The following is a 19,695-nucleotide window of genomic DNA, read 5'->3' as shown; positions in this document are numbered from 1 at the left end:
GAATTAATGAAAACAACTTGTTCCAATAGGCGAACCATCAGGAATCTTAGGCGAAGGTATTACTTTGAACAATTCTGGATGATCACTAAATGTTTTAATTCTTTTCACTATTTCTGCACTAATTGCATTTGACCCTGAATCTTTGTTAAATTGAAGACTCAACTCTTTTAATTTTTGAGATGCAATAGCATTTACCTGTGGATGCACGTTAGTATGCCCAGCCAAGTTCATGATATGAAATAATACTCTGAAATTGATAATAGTCTGTGCTTCCTTTAGGTAAGCATCTTTCTGTTTCTTATTTATAGTTGATGTTATCAAATTTTCCAACACCTCATCTAACCCAACATTATCGGTGTCAATTGCCTTTTGCTGAATTAGTCTCGATGCTTTCTCTGGGTGTAACAAAAACTTCAATGTCATATCTGAAGCAGTTTCAACAGCTGACAAGGCATCAAAAGAAACCCCTGCTTTACCATTAATAGATTCTCTTGTTCTTGGCGTACCAAAAGAACGTGGCGGAAACAAGCTTAATTTATCTTTTGGTATGGCAATCTCACTGGCATCTAAAGTTTTTAAAACAACTTTTAACGCTTGTTCTTGCATCGCTTTATCTGCAATTGCAACAACTTCATGTCCGTCACCTTTCACAGCATAGTTATATTCTAATCCACCGATAACTTTTGCTACACCTTCCGTTTGGTATCTATGAAAGAAATAAAGTGGTACAAATACATCTTCTAAAACTGAATATGGAGTACCATCCTGAATATTATCCGCAGAAAAATTAGCTATTGCTACTTTTCGTAACTTCAACATATCATCTAATTCTTTACTAACATCAGTTCCGTTATCCCATAAATGAGCTAATACATGAGCACTACCTTGTGGGCGAGCATCTTGATCTGTAATATAACGGAGTCCGTCAGCCTTGGCTTTATCTAAAATCTTGTTCAGACCTTCTTTTTCATTTTCACCTTCATTAAAATTCTGATATGAATAAGCTACCGTTACCTTATCCCAATCCCCTATACCGACTTCATAGGCTTTTGCAAAATCAACTTCACCATTTATTAATGAAAACTGCGGATGCGGATAATCCATTACCGATGCCTTGTTTGTCGTACTAGCTGCATAATTATGTGCAAAACCCAATGTATGACCAATTTCATGAGCCGATAACTGACGAATACGTGCAATTGCCATTTCTAACATAGGTTGATAATTATCGTCTCGCTCAGCAAAAGGCTTGTTCATTAATGCTTGGGCGATTAAAAAATCTTGACGAATTCTTAAACTACCTAAACTTACATGACCTTTCATTATTTCGCCAGTTCTTGGGTCGGTAATACTGCTACCATAGCTCCATCCTCTTGTAGAGCGGTGTACCCATTGAATGACATTGTAACGCACATCTAAAGGATCGGCATCATCTGGTAACATTTTTAATTGAAAAGCATCTTTATAACCAATTGCTTCAAATGCTTGGTTCCACCAACGACCACCTTCTAAAAGTGCAGAACGAACAGGTTCGGGTGTACCATTATCTAAATAATAAATAATAGGTTCAATCGCTTCACTGACTTCTGCCAAAGGATCTTTTTTTTCTAAACGGTGTCTTCTTATAAATTGCTTTAAAATATTAGACTCTACCGGTGTAGCATAATCGTAATAATTAAAAGGAGAAGAACCTGATCTTGGATCAAACTCACGTTTTTCATATTTATCATCTGGTAGTTCGATAAAAGAATGATGCTCGGCCACCGTAACCAAATTAGCATTTGGTGCAACACTTCTAATAAAACTTCCTTTAGCTTCACCTTTAAAAGTCATGGTGACATCAAACTCCACATTTTTAGGGAACGCTTTAGTTCTATCAAGAGCAAATGCACTTTTAGATTTATCTAAACTATACGAACCTTGTTCTGTTCTTTTTAAGCGGTTAGACACACCATGCGCATCTTGCATTAAAAAATCGGTAATATCAATAATATACGTACCACCTTTCTCTTCTACTATAGGAAAACCGAATAAAACTGATTTGGCAAAAGCCTGCTCTACAGATTTACGCTCTAATTCATTATTGGTAATTGCTCTATATTTCATATTCGGCTGAACTAACAATAGTTTGTTACCTGCTTTCTTGAAAAATACTACTTGTTCATCTCCTAATTGTCCGCGATCCAAACCAATATCATTACTACCGATACCACTACTTAATGAATAGACATATAAAAACTCTTCATTTAAATTATCGACTTCTAAATATATTTTGTCGGTATCGCCATCATAATAAAAATCATAAAGGCCCTCATACTTGACAAAATTTTTCTTTTGATCATTAAATTGTGCCGATAATATATTATAGGATAGTAATACCAACCCGACCAGAAGTGCGTAATTCTTTCTCATTTTCTATAATTTTTGCTTAAAAGTATAGAAAAACTAACGAACGTAAAACAGCAATAGCTAACTAAATTATAAATACTATACTTGTTAAAAAAGCTATCGAATATTTACAGAATAAAGAAAAATACTGTCGATTATTATAAAAATGTCATTTGTTTATTGCTTTTTATCATGTACCTTTTAACAAAAGAATATCTATGACCAACATTGAAAATCAAATTTTTTCTTCCTATCAAAGAAATCCAGAGTTATATGATGAAATCTACGATAAGAATGGAAAAATCAAGGAGGTGTACCAAAAGCTATTTAAGCTTTATGGTGAACATTCTATAATTGATTATGTTTCATTAAACAATAAAGCCAAATCTTCTTTTTTTAATCAAGGAATTACATTTCAAGTATATGGCGACAATAATGTACAAGAGAAGATTTTTCCTTTCGATTTATTCCCTCGAATAATAGATCCGGTAGATTGGGATATTATAGAACGTGGATCTATACAAAGAAGTAAAGCTTTAAATTTATTTCTATGGGATATTTATCATGACAAGAAAATTCTAAAAGATAAAGTTGTTCCTATAGACCTTATAACATCTTCTGCAAATTACTTAGATCAAATGAACGGAGTAAATCCCCCTGGCGGAATTTACAATCATATTTCTGGCACAGATGTTATCAAACATAAAGACGGTAAGTATTATGTATTAGAAGATAATATTAGATGTCCCTCTGGTGTAAGCTATGTTATATGCAACCGTACTGCACTAAAAAAAGCACTTTTTGGGGTGTTCAATCATTATCAAACTCATACAGTCACCAATTACGCTGAAAACCTTTTAGAGCTTTTAGAATCGGTTAAACCTAAAGGAGTCGATATACCTAATGTAGTAGTCATTACCCCTGGCATGTATAACTCGGCATTTTACGAGCATTCGTATTTAGCGAAAACAATGGGTGTTGAATTGGTCGAGGGTCGTGATCTTTTTGTAGAAAACGATTTTGTATATATGAAGACCATTAAAGGACCAGAAAGGGTCGATGTTATTTATAGAAGAATAGATGATCAATTTATTGATCCTTTAGAATTCAACCCCGATTCTGTACTTGGCGTACCTGGATTATTTGCTGCCTATAAAAAAGGCAATGTTACTTTGGCAAATGCTCCTGGTACAGGTGTAGCCGATGACAAAGCGGTTTACACCTATATGCCAAAGATAATTAAGTACTATTTGGACGAAGAACCTATTTTAAACAATGTACATACCTATCACTGTAGTAGACCAGATGAATTACAGTATGTTCTTGATCATATTCATGAACTTGTCATTAAGCCGGTTGATGAGGCTGGCGGTTATGGCATTTCAATAGGAAACAAACTTACCAAAGCAGAAATTGAAAAGGTAAAAGCCGAAGTAAAAGCAAATCCTAGAAAATATGTTGCCCAACCTATAATGTCCTTATCTGTACACCCTACATATATAGACGACACAGAGTCTTTTGAACAACGACATGTAGATTTGAGAACATTTACTGTTTTAGGAAAGGATAAAGAATTTGTATTAAAAGGAGGATTGACTCGTGTAGCTTTAAAAAGAGGCAATTTAATTGTAAACTCATCACAAGGCGGAGGATCAAAAGATACTTGGGTACTAAAAAAATAAAGATACTATATGTTAGCAAGAGTAGCCAATAACCTATTTTGGATGGGACGTTATATTGAACGTTCAGAACACGTAGCAAGATATTTAAATGTAAATTATTTTTCATCATTAGATGCGCCGAATCTAAAATCTCAAGACAGGCAGTTTGTTTTGCGTTCCATGTTATTTATGGTAGGTGATCCAGAAAAAGATGCAAAAAAAAATTTAAAAGAAGAAGATGTACTTTATAAAATTGGGCTTGACCCAACATATGGTGCCTCTATAATAAGTAACATAAAATTTGCAAGAGAAAACGCTAATAGCGCACGTGATTTAATTTCTACAGAGCTATATGAGGCCATCAACAAATTTTATCATTTTGTAATAAACTACCCTAAAGAGATATTTGTTAAAAATGGACTGCATGATTTTACGACACATGTGGCAGAAATGACAGATATTTTAAGAGGAAAAATAAGAGGTACCCTTTTACATGATGCTACGTATGCTGTTATTTCTATGGGCATTAATATCGAGAGAGCTACTCAAATTACTAGAATGATCAATGCAAAATACAATGATGCATTACTTTCTCAAGATGGTGAAAACGATAGGTTCAGTAAAAGTTTTGAATGGACCACATTATTGAAATGTGCAGAGTCTTATGATATGATGCGCAGGTTCTACAAAAAGACCCCAACAAGTATCTCGACATTAGAGTTCTTAATTTTAAACCCTAATTGCCCTAGATCTGTAATGAATTCCTTAAATCAAGTTAATCAGCATGTAAAAATGCTTAATCCAGAAAAGAGATATAATAAAGATTCAACGGCTTTTTTAATTGGCAGGGTCAGGTCTGAATATGAGTTTAAATACATTGAAGAAATAGACAAAGACATTAAATCATTTATAGAGAATATTCTTAGAAGTCTTGTGGACATAAGTGATAAGGTAGATGAGGAATTTTTTAACTATTAGACGGGTTAAATAAGGTATATTTGTTCTATGCCCAGAGAATTTGAGATTACCTATAATGCGGAAAATGTTTATGACGATTGGGTGCATGATGCACATTGGCAATTTTTAATAATTCCCGTAGAAAACGAAAGTCAGTACGAGGTCGAAATCGAGTTCGAAAACTCATTATTTGCCCATACCGAAGAATCTATTAATGGGTTCGGTTTTAAAACCCTTCGTATACATCCAAAAAAGAAATTTAAGAAAATCACCTTTGAAGCAAAGTTCAAATTTAAAAAGGAAGAAGTTGACCCGTATAATTTTTATATAAATCCAGATATTTCGATAGCCTACAATGAAATGCAGAGTTTAGATTTTAAAATAACGCATGAACGCTATTTAAAGTTTACTTCGTTTACAACGTTAGATAGTGAACAAAAAGGACTATTTAAATTCAATAATTCAATTTCAATTTTCGATAATCTTGAAGCACTGAATCACTGGGTTTTTGAATACATTAAATTTACCACTGGTGTAACCGAAGTAGGCACACCGCTCAAAGACGTAATCTTTGAGAAAAAAGGCGTTTGTCAAGATTTTGCTCATTTGTTTGCTGCATTGGCACGTATTAACGGGGTACCAACAAGATATGTTTCTGGTTATCTTGACCAAGAAAGTGGCTATATGGGCGATTCTCAAATGCACGCATGGGTAGAGGCATTCGTACCCGGTATCGGGTGGAAGGGTTTTGACCCTACAAACAATATTTTAGCCAATACGAACCATATAAAAGTTTGTCACGGCAAAGACTACAATGATTGCGCACCTTTAAAAGGTATAATACACTCGCATGGCAAGCATAAGACAGTACATTCTGTATCTGTTGAAAGCCAACAATAGGTATTCTTAAAATATCTTCGATCCTAATTAAAAGAGTATTATTTTTACCCAAAATAGAATTGTATGAACATAAGTTTAGACCATTACAAAGGTCTTATAGATCGCCTTGGTGCGTTAAGGAGGTATCTTTGACATTGATGCCAAATTAATAGAAATAGAGAACGAACAAGAAAAAACCTTAGCACCTGATTTTTGGGACAATCCTCAAGAAGCACAAGCACATATGAAGTTTATCCAATCTAAAAAACAATGGGTAGACGATTTTAATGCGGCAGAACTTTTGATTGCAGATCTAGAGGTGCTCATTGAGTTTCAACAAGAAGGAGAAGTAACAGAAGCTGAAGTTGAAAGCCAATATGAAAAGGCTCTGAACACTCTAGAGAAGATGGAATTCAAAAATATGCTTTCTGAAGAAGGTGATGAATTACCAGCTGTACTTCAAATTACTGCAGGAGCTGGTGGTACTGAAAGTTGCGATTGGGCGGCGATGCTTATGCGCATGTATATGATGTGGGCAGAAAAGAACGGTTATAAAATCAAAGAACTCAACTATCAAGAAGGTGATGTTGCAGGTATTAAAACGGTTACGTTAGAAATTGACGGTGAGTATGCCTTCGGATGGTTAAAAGGTGAAAACGGCGTACATAGATTGGTACGAATTTCTCCTTTCGATAGTAATGCAAAAAGACATACCTCTTTTGCATCTGTATATGTGTACCCTTTGGTAGATGATAGTATAGAGGTAGATGTGAATCCTGCCGACATTACTATTACAACTGCTAGATCTAGTGGTGCCGGTGGACAGAATGTGAACAAAGTAGAAACCAAAGTACAATTGACCCACCACCCTACAGGTATTCAAATTTCTTGTTCTGATAGTAGAAGTCAACACGACAATAGGGCTACGGCAATGAAAATGCTAAAGTCGCAATTGTATGAGATAGAACTGCGTAAGAAAATGGAAGCACGACAAGAAATTGAATCTTCTAAAATGAAAATTGAATGGGGCTCTCAAATTAGAAACTACGTAATGCATCCTTACAAATTAGTGAAAGATGTAAGAACAGGTGAAGAAACCGGAAATGTCGATAATGTAATGAACGGCGATATTGATCAGTTTCTTAAAGCCTTTCTAATGATGATGGGTCAGAAAGATGAAGAATAATATAGAATATCTCAATTCATTCATAAATGAATTGGAATTTCTAGTTTTAAAATTAAATATTATGATAAAAATATACCATAATTCTAGATGTAGTAAATCTAGAGAAGGACTTAAAGTTCTTGAAGATTCTGGCAAGAAATTTGAAGTAGTAAAGTATTTGGAAGAAATACCAACTAAAGATGAACTAAGAAATATTATTAGCTGCTTAGATATAAAGCCGATAAATCTTATTAGAAAATCTGAAGCAATCTGGAAAGAGAAATTTAAAAACCTGCCACTATCAGATGAAGAATTATTAGATGCCATGGTAACATATCCTAAATTAATAGAACGTCCAATTGTATTAAATGGTAATAGAGCGGTCATTGGTAGGCCAGCATCTAACATAGATTCTCTAATTAATTAGAATTCACTATAATTGCTTAGAAAATTTTCTTAACAAACAATTAACCATTTTCGGTTAAACCATAGTATAACTTTATAATCTAAACATATGAAAAAAGTAATAAAATATAGCAATCTAAATATATTGGCATTGTTATTTATTCTTTTAGGAAGTTCTGAAATTTACGCACAATACGGTTATGGTAATAACGGTTATGGGTCACGTGGCGGCTACGGTTATGGAAGACAAAGAAGCTCTATACCGCAGGCTCAAACACCAGCGGAACCACCAAAACCTAAAACTGCCGAAGAATTGGTCGATGACGAAATGCCAAAAATTTCTGAAGCACTTGCACTAAATGAATTTGAACAGGCTGTATTAAGCTCTGTTTTAAAGAAATATGTACAAGAGCGCATAGAAGCTCAAATATTAAAGCTACCGCCAGAAAAAATGGCTGAAGTTTATGAGAATATTACTAAAAGGCAAGATGAAGAATTGAAAGCAGGCTTGCCACTAGAAAAGTATGAAGCTTTTGTAGCACTACAAAAAGATGGTGTTTCAAAAACTATCAAGAAGAATAAAAAGAAGAAAAAAGACAAACGAAAGAAAACTAAAAACTAATTAAATGAAACAACTTTTCCCTTTACTCCTAATCCTAGCACTATCATTCAATTACACATATAGTCAAAGACCGGGAGGAAACCGGGAAAGCGGTCCAATTGTTATTACAGGTAAGGTTGTAGACAAAGATGATAACCTACCTCTAGAATATGCTACACTAGTACTACAAAGTGTAAATAACCCAGATCAAATTACTGGGGGTATTACTGATATAAATGGAAACTTCAAGGTAGAAACTACACCTGGCAAGTATAATGTTTCCATAGAATATATTTCATATAAAACATACAAATTACCTAACCAAACGCTAACAGCGTCTAAAGATTTAGGCACCGTAAAATTGGCTTTAGATGTGGCTCAATTAGAAGCTGTTGAGGTCGTTGGCGAAAAAACTACCGTAGAAGTTCGCTTAGATAAAAAGATTTACAATATTGGTAAAGACTTAACTAATAGTGGTGCCACCATTACTGATGCACTAAACAACGTACCATCTGTTGATGTTGATGTTGAAGGTGCTATCAGTCTGCGAGGTAATGAAAACGTTAGAATATTAATAAATGGAAAACCATCTGCCCTTGCCGGTTTTGGTTCTACCGACGCCTTAACGCAATTACCCGCAGACGCCATTGAAAAAGTTGAGGTAATTACTAGTCCGTCTGCGCGTTATGATGCTGAAGGTACTGCCGGTATATTAAACATTGTACTTAAAAAAGAAAAAACACTTGGTTTTAATGGTTCAGTAAACACTACTATAGGTTACCCTGTTAATAGTGGTATTTCTGTCAATTCAAATCTACGTACAGATAAATTCAACTTATTTAATACTACGGGATACAGCTACAGAGATGCTCCTGGAAATGCCTTTTTCGATAACACCTATTCTTCAGGATCTTTTGACAGAATTTTTGAAGATAGAGAATACAATAGATTACGTAAAGGATTCAACACCAACTTAGGTTTAGAATATTTCTTGACCGAACAATCTTCCTTAACAGGTAGTATTTTTTATAGAACATCTAAAAGTGAAGATATCACCGAAAATACCAACAAAAGATTTATTAATAATTCTCTAAATAGCGAAACCTTTAGAACTGAAGATGAGAGTGAAGATGATGATAATTATCAATTTTCACTTAACTATGTTAACAATTTAAATGACGATGGACAAAAACTTACGGTAGACCTTCAATATTCTAAAGGAGAGGAAATAAAAACATCGATCATTGAAGAAAACAACACTATCCCAAATGAGAACTTAATAGTTTTAGAGAATGTTTTTGAAACTGAATTACAAGATGAGTATTTAGTTCAGGCAGACTATGTACTGCCAATGGGAGACGCCCAATTTGAAATAGGTTATAGAGGCACATTTGAAGAAGAAGTTACAGATTATAGGTTAGATTCTTTAAACCAAGCTACAGGTCAATTTAACATCAATGAAGACTTGACCAATAAGTTCACATACAATGAAAATGTAAATGCTTTATATACCCAATACGGAAACAAAATTGGAAAGTTTTCATTTTTATTAGGACTTAGATTAGAAAATACGCAGTTAAAAGGCCAATTAGATTCTGAGTTTGACACCAGTCAACTAGAAGAACAATTAGGGGTTGATGTTGATGTCAATTTTGATAAAAATTACTTAGGCTTATTCCCTACCGTTAATTTCATATATGAAATAGCCGAAAATGAGAATATTTCATTGGGCTACAACAGAAGGATAAACAGACCTAGAGGTTGGTTCATAAATCCTTTTCCGTCTAGATCAAGTAGAACAAACATTTTTCAAGGTAATCCAGATTTGAATCCTGCATTCTCTAATGCCTTTGACTTAGGATACTTAAAAAGATGGGATAAAATAACCCTAACCTCATCTATCTACTTTCAAAGAGAAACTGATTCTTTTGAGCGTGTACAAGAAGAAACAGGGCAAACTACTACAGACGGTATAGAGATTATTAGAACTATTCCTATCAACCTTTCTACAAACAACAGAATTGGTGCAGAAGCTGGTTTAATGTATAATCCTACTAAATGGTTAAGATTAAATTCTAGTTTCAACTTTTTCAGGTTTTCAACAGAAGGTATATTTAACGGTGTAGATTATGGCACCACAAATAACAGCTGGTTTGCAAGGTTCAGCTCAAAGGTATCTTTACCAGCAAAGATAGATTGGCAAACGAATGCTTTTTATAGAGGACCCTCATCTACTGCCCAAACAGAAAATAGCGGTATATTCTCTTTAAACTTAGCTTTCAGTAAAGATATATTGAAAGACAATGGAACAATTTCTTTAAATGTAAGTGACTTATTGAACTCTAGAAAAAGAAGTTCATATACAGAAACAGAATTTTTTACTTCAGATAGTGAGTTTCAATGGAGAAGACGACAAATAACAATGGGCTTTGTATATCGTTTCAACCAACCAAAAGAACGTAATAAAGGTTCTAGAGGAAATGGTGGTGATGATGGTGGTGATGAAATAGAAGGATAAAACAGAAAACAAGACATAAAAAAAGGAGCCAATAGGCTCCTTTTTTTATATGATATTATTTTAAGCTTCTCTTGCAGCTTTTTTCTTGTCGCGTCTTTCTTTTAATAACTCTATAATGTTACCACCTAACCAGTAAGGAACAACAAATAATAACAAAAACATCATTAGCCAAAAACCAATGGTTAATATGGTTAAAAACGCTAAAAATCCTAAATATTGGTCAAAATCAAACATATCTTTTTACTTATATATTACAAAGATACCATAAACGAATTATTTTTTGCAAACGTTCTGCAAAATTAATTTCATTTTTGATCACATTCTTGTCACAAGAAAAATAAATGTAAACCTTATTTTTGATGCTAGATTAATAAGTTAACTTAAGATTCATATAAATTATAATATTATGGAGTTCAGAATCGAAAAAGATACTATGGGTAATGTAGAGGTACCCAAAGACAAATATTGGGGTGCACAAACAGAACGTTCTCGAAACAATTTTAAAATAGGTCCGTCGGCTTCTATGCCTTTAGACATTGTTTATGGCTTTGCCTATTTAAAAAAATCCGCAGCTTACGCGAATTGTGAGCTAGGTGTTTTAGCTGCTGAAAAAAGAGATTTAATTGCGCAGGTTTGTGATGAGATTTTAGAGGGTAAGCTTGATGACCAATTTCCATTAGTAATATGGCAAACGGGTTCGGGCACACAAAGCAACATGAACGTTAATGAAGTGGTTGCAAACAGAGCTCATGAAATTGCCGGTAAGGTAATCGGTGAAGGGGAGAAAACCATTCAGCCAAATGATGATGTAAACAAATCGCAATCATCAAACGACACCTTCCCAACCGGTATGCATATTGCAGCCTACAAAAAGATTGTAGAAGTAACTATACCAGGAGTTACCCAATTAAGAGATGCACTTCACAAAAAGTCAGTTGAGTTTAAAAATGTTGTTAAGATTGGTCGTACCCATTTAATGGATGCCACTCCCCTAACCTTAGGTCAAGAATTTTCTGGTTACGTTTCACAATTAGATCATGGTCTAAAAGCTTTGAGCAATACATTGTCGCATTTAAGTGAATTGGCTTTAGGTGGTACCGCAGTAGGTACCGGATTAAATACTCCAAAAGGATATGATGTGTTGGTAGCAAAATATATTGCAGAATTTACTGGCTTACCTTTTATTACTGCAGAAAATAAATTCGAAGCACTTGCAGCACATGATGCAATTGTTGAAAGTCACGGCGCATTAAAACAATTGGCTGTTTCTTTAAATAAGATCGCCAATGATATTAGAATGATGGCATCTGGTCCGCGTTCAGGTATCGGTGAAATCGTTATTCCTGCAAATGAGCCTGGTAGCTCAATTATGCCTGGAAAAGTTAATCCTACGCAGTGTGAAGCCCTTACGATGGTTTGTGCTCAGGTTATGGGTAACGATGTCGCTATTAGCGTTGGTGGTACGCAAGGTCATTACGAACTTAATGTTTTCAAACCAATGATGGCTGCCAACATTTTACAATCAGCACAATTAATTGGTGACGCCTGTGTAAGTTTTGAAGAGCATTGTGCTGCAGGTATAGAACCAAATCACGAAGTAATAAAACAATTATTGAATAACTCTTTAATGTTGGTTACTGCCTTAAATACTAAAATAGGATATTACAAAGCTGCTGAAATTGCAAATACCGCGCATAAAAACGGTACCACTCTGAAAGTAGAAGCAGTAAACTTAGGTTATGTTACCGCAGAGGATTATGATGAATGGGTAAAACCAGAAAACATGGTAGGTAGTTTAAAAGACTAAGACCAATTAGTAGTAGACAACCTGACAACCTCGGGATAAGCTCATGAATCAATTAATTTAAAATTAAATTAGGGTTTCGATATAAGCTTTAAAGCATTTAAATCTCGATTATTGATTAAACGAAAAATGGCGACCAATTGGTCGCCATTTTTTATATGTAATAAGTAAGTCTTATTTCAACATGAATTTAGACGTACCCAATAATTTTAATTGGTCATCATATACGTTTACCATGTAATTTCCATCTTTGAAATCACCAGAAGGCTTACTGATATAATCACATACATCTAAAGATTTGTTTTCATAGTAGAAACCTGTTTGCTTGCTATAAGTAATAGAGGCACCATTATCATTTGTCATAGAGTTACTACCGCCAAGTACATTGCCTTGAGGATCCAATACTTCTAAGAAAAATTCTCTGTCACCTGCTTGTGCGATTACGTTATCGGCAACGGTAAAACAAATTTTAAACTTGTCTGTCGCTTTAGCTCTTTGTGTAGAAACTAATTTACCACTGTTACGTTCTTTTACTGCATCAACATTGAATTTCGACAAGTTCAAAGCAGAACCTTTCTCAACTACTTGTGCCAAGTTTGTGTTTTGTACTACTAATGAATCATTAAAAACAGTTTGCTTTTCTAATTCAACATACGTACTATCACGTTGCATAGCAATCATAGAGTTAGAACGAGTCAACGAATCAACCTGCTTCAATAATTGTTCTCTCTCAGCTTTAAGAACACCAACTTGTCTTCTGTATCTAGATAAAGATCCGATATCAGCTTTCATTGTTTTTACAGAGTCAATATATTTTGCAATATTATCTCTTGCGCTCACCAACTCTTCGTTAGTAGCATTGCTTTCTAAAATAGCCTTATCATATTCAGATTTTAAGCTATTTAAATCTTCTACTACCAATTCTTTCTCTTTCGAAAGAACAACTTCGGTCTTCTTTTTATCTTGGTAAAGACTTACTGTGTAAATGATAGTACCTAAAAGCACAACACCTAAAAGAGCGGTCAAAACTTTTAAACCATTGTTGTTTTTTGTTTCAGTCATAATTGTAAATTTAATAAAGTGTCTGTTTGTTCAGTTTATATACGTGGTAATTCAAATTTTAGATTTTTTAATGTTAAAATAATTTCTAAACCTTGGTAGGGACTATATAATATGATATAACTTAGATGACATATTAAATATGAATTAGAGATCATGCTTAGCATTGTACCTTACGAGCCTAAATATACTCAAAACTTTAGAGACTTGAATATCGCTTGGATTACTGAATATTTCAAGGTTGAAACGAAAGATAAGGAGTTATTAAATCACAGTCAATCTATTATTATCGATAAAGGTGGATATATTTTCATGGGATTATGGAATAATGAGCCAGTAGGATGCTTTGCTTTGATAAAAAAGACTGATAATCGTTTTGAGTTAGGTAAGATGGCCGTTAACAAAAAACATCATGGCTTGCAGATCGGTCAAAAAATGTTAACGTATGCCATTAATTTTTCTAAAAACAAAAAATGGAAAACTCTTGAATTATACTCAAGTACTAAATTAGACACCGCACTGCATATATATAAGAAATTCGGATTTAAAAATGTGCCACTGGAAGATAATTTAGAGTACCTTCGATCTGATATTAAAATGGAACTAACACTTTAAACATAACATAATGAAAATAAAAGAATTGCTTGTTTTACTATTCGTTGCAACAATGGCTTTTTCATGCAAAGAGGTAAAAAAATCTGATACCGTAACTGATACTTCTGAAGAAATGGAAGATAATATGTCAGTAACCGATATCATCAAAGAGCGCAAAGCTGAAGAAATTGAAATAACACCTATAGAACATGCAACCACAATAATCGAATGGAACGATGTTGTTATATACATAGATCCTACAGGAGGAGCAGCCGCTTTTGAAGGTCAAAAAAATCCGACTTTAATATTGATCACAGATATTCATGGTGATCATTTAAGTACCGAAACGCTAGATGCTCTAGACACCACAAACGTTACATTTATAGTACCACAAGCAGTTGCCGATGAATTGCCTGAAAAGTATGCAACGCACTTAGAAATTATGGAAAATGGAGCTAGCAAGAAACTTAACGGAATTACAATTGAGGCCATACCAATGTACAACCTTAGAAAAGAAGCTTTAAAATTTCATGAAAAAGGACGTGGTAACGGCTATGTTCTTAACATTGACAATCAGCGAATCTATTTCTCAGGCGATACGGAAGATATTCCTGAAATGCGTTCATTAAAAAATATTGACAAAGCTTTTGTATGTATGAATTTACCATACACCATGACGGTTGAAAGCGCTGCTTCTGCCGTATTGGATTTTAAACCAAAACAAGTTTATCCATATCATTATAGAGGTCAACCAGATGTAAGCGATGTTGCAAAATTCAAGCAACTGGTCGATGCAGGTAATCAAGATATTGAAGTTGTGCAGTTAGACTGGTATCCAAATGATGAATATTAATGTTAGCTGTTAGCTGTTAGCTGAAAATAAAAAAGCCCGCGATTGCGGGCTTTTTCTTTATAACTACTCTATTATCTAATCAGTTTCTTGTACTTGATTCGTTTCGGCATTAAATCTCCGCCTAATCTTTTCTTCTTATTCTCTTCATAATCAGAAAAAGAACCTTCAAAGAAGTAAACTTGAGAATCACCTTCAAAAGCTAAGATATGAGTACAAATACGATCTAAAAACCATCTATCATGCGAGATTACTACTGCACAACCTGCAAAGTTTTCCAGACCTTCTTCTAAGGCTCTTAATGTATTCACATCTAAATCATTGGTCGGCTCATCTAAGAGAAGAACGTTTCCTTCTTCTTTTAATGTCATGGCTAAATGTAAACGGTTACGTTCACCACCAGATAACATGCTTACCTTCTTATTCTGCTCACTACCCGTAAAATTGAACCTACTTAAATATGCACGAGAATTCACCTGCTTACCACCCATCATCACCATCTCTTGCTCATCACTGAAATTTTGCCAAATGGTTTTTTCAGGGTCAATATTAGAATGACTTTGATCTACGTAGGCGATTTTAGCAGTCTCACCAATTTCAAACTCACCTTTATCTGGCGTTTCTTCGCCCATGATCATTTTAAAGATTGTAGTCTTACCAGCACCGTTTGGACCAATAATACCAACAATACCTGCTTGAGGTAATTTAAAATTTAAATCTTCATAAAGCAACTTATCATCATAAGCCTTACTTACACCCTTCGCCTCAATTACATTAGTCCCTAAACGCGGTCCGTTCGGAATATAGATTTCAAGTTTTTCGTCAAGCTGTTTTTGATCTTGACTCATTAACTTATCGTAGTTCTTTAGACGCGCTTTCTGCTTAGTTTGTCTTCCTTTAGCACCTTGACGCACCCATTCAAGCTCTCTCTCAAGAGTTTTCTGCCTCTTAGAAGCAGTTTTACTTTCTTGAGCTAAACGTTTCGATTTTTGATCCAACCAAGAAGAGTAGTTTCCTTTCCAAGGGATACCTTCTCCTCTGTCCAGTTCAAGAATCCAACCAGCAACATTATCCAAGAAATATCTATCGTGCGTTACGGCGATTACAGTTCCTTTATACTGCGCTAAATGATGCTCTAACCAATGTACAGATTCTGCATCTAAATGGTTGGTAGGTTCATCTAATAATAAGATTTCTGGCTCTTGAAGTAACAATCTACATAATGCGACCCTTCTTCTTTCACCTCCAGACAATACTGAAATTTTCTTATCTGGATCAGGAGTACGCAAGGCATCCATAGCAATTTCTAACTTGGTATCTAATTCCCAAGCATTTGCGGCATCAATTTTATCTTGCAATACAGCCTGTTGATCCATCAACTTCTGCATTTTGTCGGCATCTTCATATACTTCAGGAAGACCGAACATGTCATTTATCTTATTGTATTCATCAAGAATTGCCACAGTTTCCGCAACCCCTTCCTTTACAATTTCAAGCACAGTTTTATTCTCATCCAATTCTGGCTCTTGCTCTAAGTAACCAACATTGTAACCAGGAGAGAAAACAACATCGCCTTGAAAGTTTTTATCAACTCCGGCAATGATTTTCAGCAAAGTAGATTTACCCGAACCGTTTAAACCTAAGATTCCGATTTTGGCACCGTAGAAAAAACTTAAGTATATATTCTTTAAAACTGGGGTATTCGCATTTTTATAGGTTTTCGTAACTCCTGACATGGAGAAGATTACCTTCTTATCGTCTGACATAAAATTATAGTTTTTAGTGAAATTAAAGCCGAACAGAAGAATTCACTGCCGGTTCTAAAAATATATTATACTCTACCTTTAAGTGCGTTAAACACCCATGCAATGGCAAAAAATCCTATACCTACGGATGCAAAACCCCAACCGGCAACATCATCATAGCGAAAAGCACCTAATGCAATTAGGGCCAGACCTACAAAAATCATAATAAAAGTTGCCCAAGTGAGCACTGTATTCTTGTTCATTGTCGAATCAATTAAAATTTAAGCGAACATCAAATATCGTAAATTTTAAGATATTTGTCCATAATTACCCCTGCTATTATTCAAACGGAAACACAATTCCCGTTTTTTTACGAACGGAATCCATAATCTCAATTAAATCCAGACTATTTTGATGGCTCCATAAATCACTTTCTTTCTTACCTGAATTTAAACAATCGTGCACTTCCTCAATTTCATGAACATAGCCTTTACCCATTTTACCGATTTCATTTGCGGTACTTTCACCATCTTTCTCTAAAGTGTACCCCGTAGTTTCATGCCATCTAGGGTGAATAAATATAGTACCTTCGCTACCAGAAATCTCCGCCTTCTTTTCTGAATTTGAATTGAGTCCGCTATATAAGATTGCTTGGGCATTTTCGTAATTAAAAATCATGCTGCACTGTATCTCCACTCCCGTTTTATAGAAGTTGGCCGTTGCCTTAATATCCTTTGGTTTACCTAACATCAAATAAGCCAAAAATATAGGGTAGATACCGATATCCAATAAAGATCCACCGGCAAGATCGGGGTTCAACAATCTTCCTTCCTCATCCCTATCAAGTGCATAAAAAGCAAAATCTGAATGCACATACACTACTGTTCCTATAGCACCATTATCTACCAATTCTTTCGCCTTTTTAATTGTCGGATTAAAACGAGACCATAATGCTTCCATCAGAAAAACATTATTTTCTTTAGCAACAGCAACCATTTGCTCCACTTCTCTTTTGTTAACACCCATTGGCTTTTCGCACAGTACAGCATTACCAGCTTTCATCGCTGTAATGCTTAAATCTGCATGAGAAGTATGTGGTGTAGCTAAATAAATAACATCTACCGTATTACTGTTAAATAACTCTTCATAACTACCATAGGCATTTGGCGCGCCATATTCATTAGCAAAATCTTTAGCTTTCTCTAAGCTTCTTGAAGCCACAGAGACCAACTCACCGCCACTTACCAAGGCTAAATCTTTTGAAAAACTATGAGCAATGTTCCCTGCCCCTACAATACCCCACTTAATCATACTTTTTGTTTTTGTTGCATAAACACCAAAATTAACTCCTTATCTTTATCGAAAGAAAAGAAATTATATAGAATGGATTTAAAATTCAATCGAAACGAAGATAGGAATAAGTTGCTACTATCAGACCTTAGAAGAAAGCTTAATGAGGTTTATTTAGGCGGAGGAAAAGCCAAAATAACCAAACAGCACGATCAAGGTAAAATGACCGCCAGAGAGCGTATTGATTATCTTTTAGATCCTAAATCTGAACAAATAGAAGTCGGAGCCTTTGTAGGTGATGGTATGTACGAAGAACATGGCGGATGTCCTTCTGGCGGAGTAGTTATAAAAATTGGTTACGTAAAAGGAAAACAGTGTATCGTCGTTGCAAATGACGCTACGGTTAAAGCCGGTGCCTGGTTTCCAATTACTGCAAAGAAAAATTTAAGAGCACAAGAGATAGCCATAGAAAATAGGCTTCCAATAATATACTTGGTAGATAGCGCAGGAGTGTACTTGCCATTACAGGATGAGATATTCCCTGACAAAGAACACTTTGGTCGCATATTTAGAAACAATGCGGTAATGAGCAGTATGGGTATTACCCAAATATCTGCAGTGATGGGCAGCTGTGTTGCCGGTGGCGCATATTTACCTATTATGAGCGATGAAGCTTTGATAGTAGATAAAACTGCCAGTATATTCTTGGCGGGTAGCTATTTGGTAAAAGCGGCGATAGGTGAAAGTATAGATAATGAAACGTTGGGCGGAGCTACTACACATTGTGAAATAAGTGGCGTAACCGATTATAAGGCGAAAGACGATGCGGCGGCTCTAGATACCATAAAGAATATTATGGATAAAATCGGTGATTTCCCTAAAGCGGGATACAACCGTAAGAAAAGTTTGAAGCCAAAAGAAAATCCGGATGATATCTACGGAATTCTACCAAGCTCAAGAGCTGAGCAGTATGATATGATGGAAATCATAAAGCGATTGGTAGATGATTCTGAATTTGAAGAATACAAAGCTGGTTACGGACAAACTATTTTAACGGGATATGCACGAATAGACGGATGGGCAGTTGGTATTGTTGCCAACCAAAGAAAAGTTGTAAAAACCAAAAAAGGCGAAATGCAATTTGGCGGAGTAATTTATTCTGACTCTGCGGATAAGGCCACCCGTTTTATAGCAAACTGTAATCAGAAGAAAATTCCGTTAGTATTTTTACAAGATGTTACCGGTTTTATGGTAGGCAGTAAAAGTGAACATGGTGGTATTATAAAAGATGGCGCAAAAATGGTAAATGCGGTAAGTAACTCCGTCGTACCAAAATTCACCATTGTAATCGGAAATAGCTACGGCGCAGGAAATTATGCCATGTGCGGTAAAGCTTATGACCCTAGGTTAATTGTTGCTTGGCCAAGCGCAGAATTAGCCGTAATGAGCGGAAACTCGGCAGCAAAGGTATTATTACAGATTGAAAAGGCATCTTTAAAAAAGAAAGGTGAAACCATTACCGAAGAAAAGGAAACTGAGCTATTCGATAAAATCAAGAAGCGTTACGACAATCAAGTTTCTCCATACTATGCAGCGTCAAGATTATGGACCGATGCTATCATTGACCCAAAGGACACCCGTAAATGGATTTCAATGGGTATAGAAGCCGCTGATCATGCGCCTATCGAGAAGCCTTTTAATATGGGGGTGTTGCAGGTTTAATTTCAAGATTAGGTACTAAGAAAATGATTGCATAAAAAAAGGTATAAAATAATGCCC

Annotated in this window: 17 protein-coding genes; 11 read left to right on the top strand and 6 right to left on the bottom strand. The window is 35.1% G+C overall.

The window, feature by feature from the left end; all coding sequences use genetic code 11:
- Positions 1-3: 3 nt before the first annotated feature.
- A complete protein-coding gene (locus tag DFQ03_RS13580) occupies positions 4-2,412 on the bottom strand; it encodes a zinc-dependent metalloprotease (protein WP_133673721.1) in 2,409 nt (802 codons plus the stop codon).
- A gap of 194 nt (positions 2,413-2,606) precedes the next feature.
- On the opposite strand from DFQ03_RS13580, the gene DFQ03_RS13575 reads away from it, so the two are divergent.
- The 7 genes from DFQ03_RS13575 to DFQ03_RS13545 all read left to right on the top strand — a co-directional run bounded on the left by DFQ03_RS13575 (position 2,607) and on the right by DFQ03_RS13545 (position 10,574).
- The gene (locus DFQ03_RS13575; RefSeq protein WP_133673720.1) at positions 2,607-4,070 is read left to right on the top strand and encodes a circularly permuted type 2 ATP-grasp protein; all 1,464 of its coding nucleotides are present in this window, start codon (positions 2,607-2,609) and stop codon (positions 4,068-4,070) included.
- Positions 4,071-4,079: 9 nt separating this feature from the next.
- On the top strand, positions 4,080-5,027 hold the full coding sequence (locus tag DFQ03_RS13570) for an alpha-E domain-containing protein (protein ID WP_133673719.1): 948 nt from the start codon (positions 4,080-4,082) through the stop codon (positions 5,025-5,027).
- A gap of 27 nt (positions 5,028-5,054) precedes the next feature.
- Positions 5,055-5,906, top strand: coding sequence for a transglutaminase-like domain-containing protein (locus tag DFQ03_RS13565; protein WP_133673718.1), 852 nt, complete (start codon positions 5,055-5,057; stop codon positions 5,904-5,906).
- A 63-nt stretch (positions 5,907-5,969) separates the two neighbouring features.
- Positions 5,970-7,071, top strand: a protein-coding gene (gene prfB, locus DFQ03_RS13560; RefSeq protein ID WP_133673717.1) for a peptide chain release factor 2 whose coding sequence is annotated in 2 segments (ribosomal slippage) — positions 5,970-6,035 and positions 6,037-7,071 — 1,101 coding nt in all. Because the reading frame shifts where the segments join, the coding sequence is not laid out codon by codon here.
- Positions 7,072-7,132: 61 nt separating this feature from the next.
- The gene (arsC, locus tag DFQ03_RS13555; protein ID WP_133673716.1) at positions 7,133-7,477 is read left to right on the top strand and encodes an arsenate reductase (glutaredoxin); all 345 of its coding nucleotides are present in this window, start codon (positions 7,133-7,135) and stop codon (positions 7,475-7,477) included.
- An 87-nt stretch (positions 7,478-7,564) separates the two neighbouring features.
- Positions 7,565-8,077 carry a hypothetical protein gene (locus DFQ03_RS13550; RefSeq protein WP_133673715.1) on the top strand — a complete coding sequence of 171 codons (513 nt, stop codon included), beginning with the start codon at positions 7,565-7,567 and terminating at the stop codon, positions 8,075-8,077.
- Positions 8,078-8,081: 4 nt separating this feature from the next.
- Complete coding sequence (locus tag DFQ03_RS13545) at positions 8,082-10,574, top strand: TonB-dependent receptor domain-containing protein (RefSeq protein WP_133673714.1); 2,493 nt, start codon at positions 8,082-8,084, stop codon at positions 10,572-10,574.
- 60 nt (positions 10,575-10,634) lie between these two features.
- Here the strand turns inward: DFQ03_RS13545 and DFQ03_RS18870 are convergent, their stop codons facing one another.
- Positions 10,635-10,808, bottom strand: coding sequence for a hypothetical protein (locus DFQ03_RS18870; protein ID WP_091609002.1), 174 nt, complete (start codon positions 10,806-10,808; stop codon positions 10,635-10,637).
- Positions 10,809-10,980: 172 nt separating this feature from the next.
- Between DFQ03_RS18870 and fumC the strand changes: the two genes are divergently transcribed.
- On the top strand, positions 10,981-12,381 hold the full coding sequence (gene fumC / locus DFQ03_RS13540; protein WP_133673713.1) for a class II fumarate hydratase: 1,401 nt from the start codon (positions 10,981-10,983) through the stop codon (positions 12,379-12,381).
- Positions 12,382-12,552: 171 nt separating this feature from the next.
- On the opposite strand, the gene DFQ03_RS13535 is transcribed toward fumC, so the two are convergent.
- Complete coding sequence (locus DFQ03_RS13535; RefSeq protein WP_027066541.1) at positions 12,553-13,440, bottom strand: hypothetical protein; 888 nt, start codon at positions 13,438-13,440, stop codon at positions 12,553-12,555.
- 153 nt (positions 13,441-13,593) lie between these two features.
- Between DFQ03_RS13535 and DFQ03_RS13530 the strand changes: the two genes are divergently transcribed.
- Together DFQ03_RS13530 and DFQ03_RS13525 are read left to right on the top strand one after the other, a co-directional pair.
- On the top strand, positions 13,594-14,052 hold the full coding sequence (locus DFQ03_RS13530; protein ID WP_133673712.1) for a GNAT family N-acetyltransferase: 459 nt from the start codon (positions 13,594-13,596) through the stop codon (positions 14,050-14,052).
- A 10-nt stretch (positions 14,053-14,062) separates the two neighbouring features.
- Entirely contained in the window at positions 14,063-14,884 is an 822-nt protein-coding gene (locus DFQ03_RS13525) for an MBL fold metallo-hydrolase (protein ID WP_133673711.1), read from the top strand.
- A 71-nt stretch (positions 14,885-14,955) separates the two neighbouring features.
- Here DFQ03_RS13525 and ettA read toward each other — a convergent pair whose 3' ends face one another.
- The 3 genes from ettA to DFQ03_RS13515 form a co-directional block, all read right to left on the bottom strand.
- Positions 14,956-16,647 (bottom strand): energy-dependent translational throttle protein EttA, encoded by a 1,692-nt coding sequence (gene ettA, locus DFQ03_RS13520; protein ID WP_133673710.1) that lies wholly within the window; start codon positions 16,645-16,647, stop codon positions 14,956-14,958.
- A gap of 65 nt (positions 16,648-16,712) precedes the next feature.
- Positions 16,713-16,889, bottom strand: a complete 177-nt coding sequence (locus DFQ03_RS18865; protein WP_091605214.1) for a CAL67264 family membrane protein — start codon at positions 16,887-16,889, stop codon at positions 16,713-16,715.
- A 76-nt stretch (positions 16,890-16,965) separates the two neighbouring features.
- Complete coding sequence (locus DFQ03_RS13515; protein ID WP_133673709.1) at positions 16,966-17,937, bottom strand: Gfo/Idh/MocA family protein; 972 nt, start codon at positions 17,935-17,937, stop codon at positions 16,966-16,968.
- A gap of 72 nt (positions 17,938-18,009) precedes the next feature.
- On the opposite strand from DFQ03_RS13515, the gene DFQ03_RS13510 reads away from it, so the two are divergent.
- A complete protein-coding gene (locus DFQ03_RS13510; RefSeq protein WP_133673708.1) occupies positions 18,010-19,638 on the top strand; it encodes an acyl-CoA carboxylase subunit beta in 1,629 nt (542 codons plus the stop codon).
- Positions 19,639-19,695: the final 57 nt, after the last annotated feature.

The organism is Maribacter caenipelagi (assembly GCF_004364175.1).
Classification (GTDB): Bacteria; Bacteroidota; Bacteroidia; order Flavobacteriales; family Flavobacteriaceae; genus Maribacter; species Maribacter caenipelagi.
Note: the sequence above shows the minus strand (reverse complement) of the source record. Positions and strands in the feature narration are given on the sequence as shown.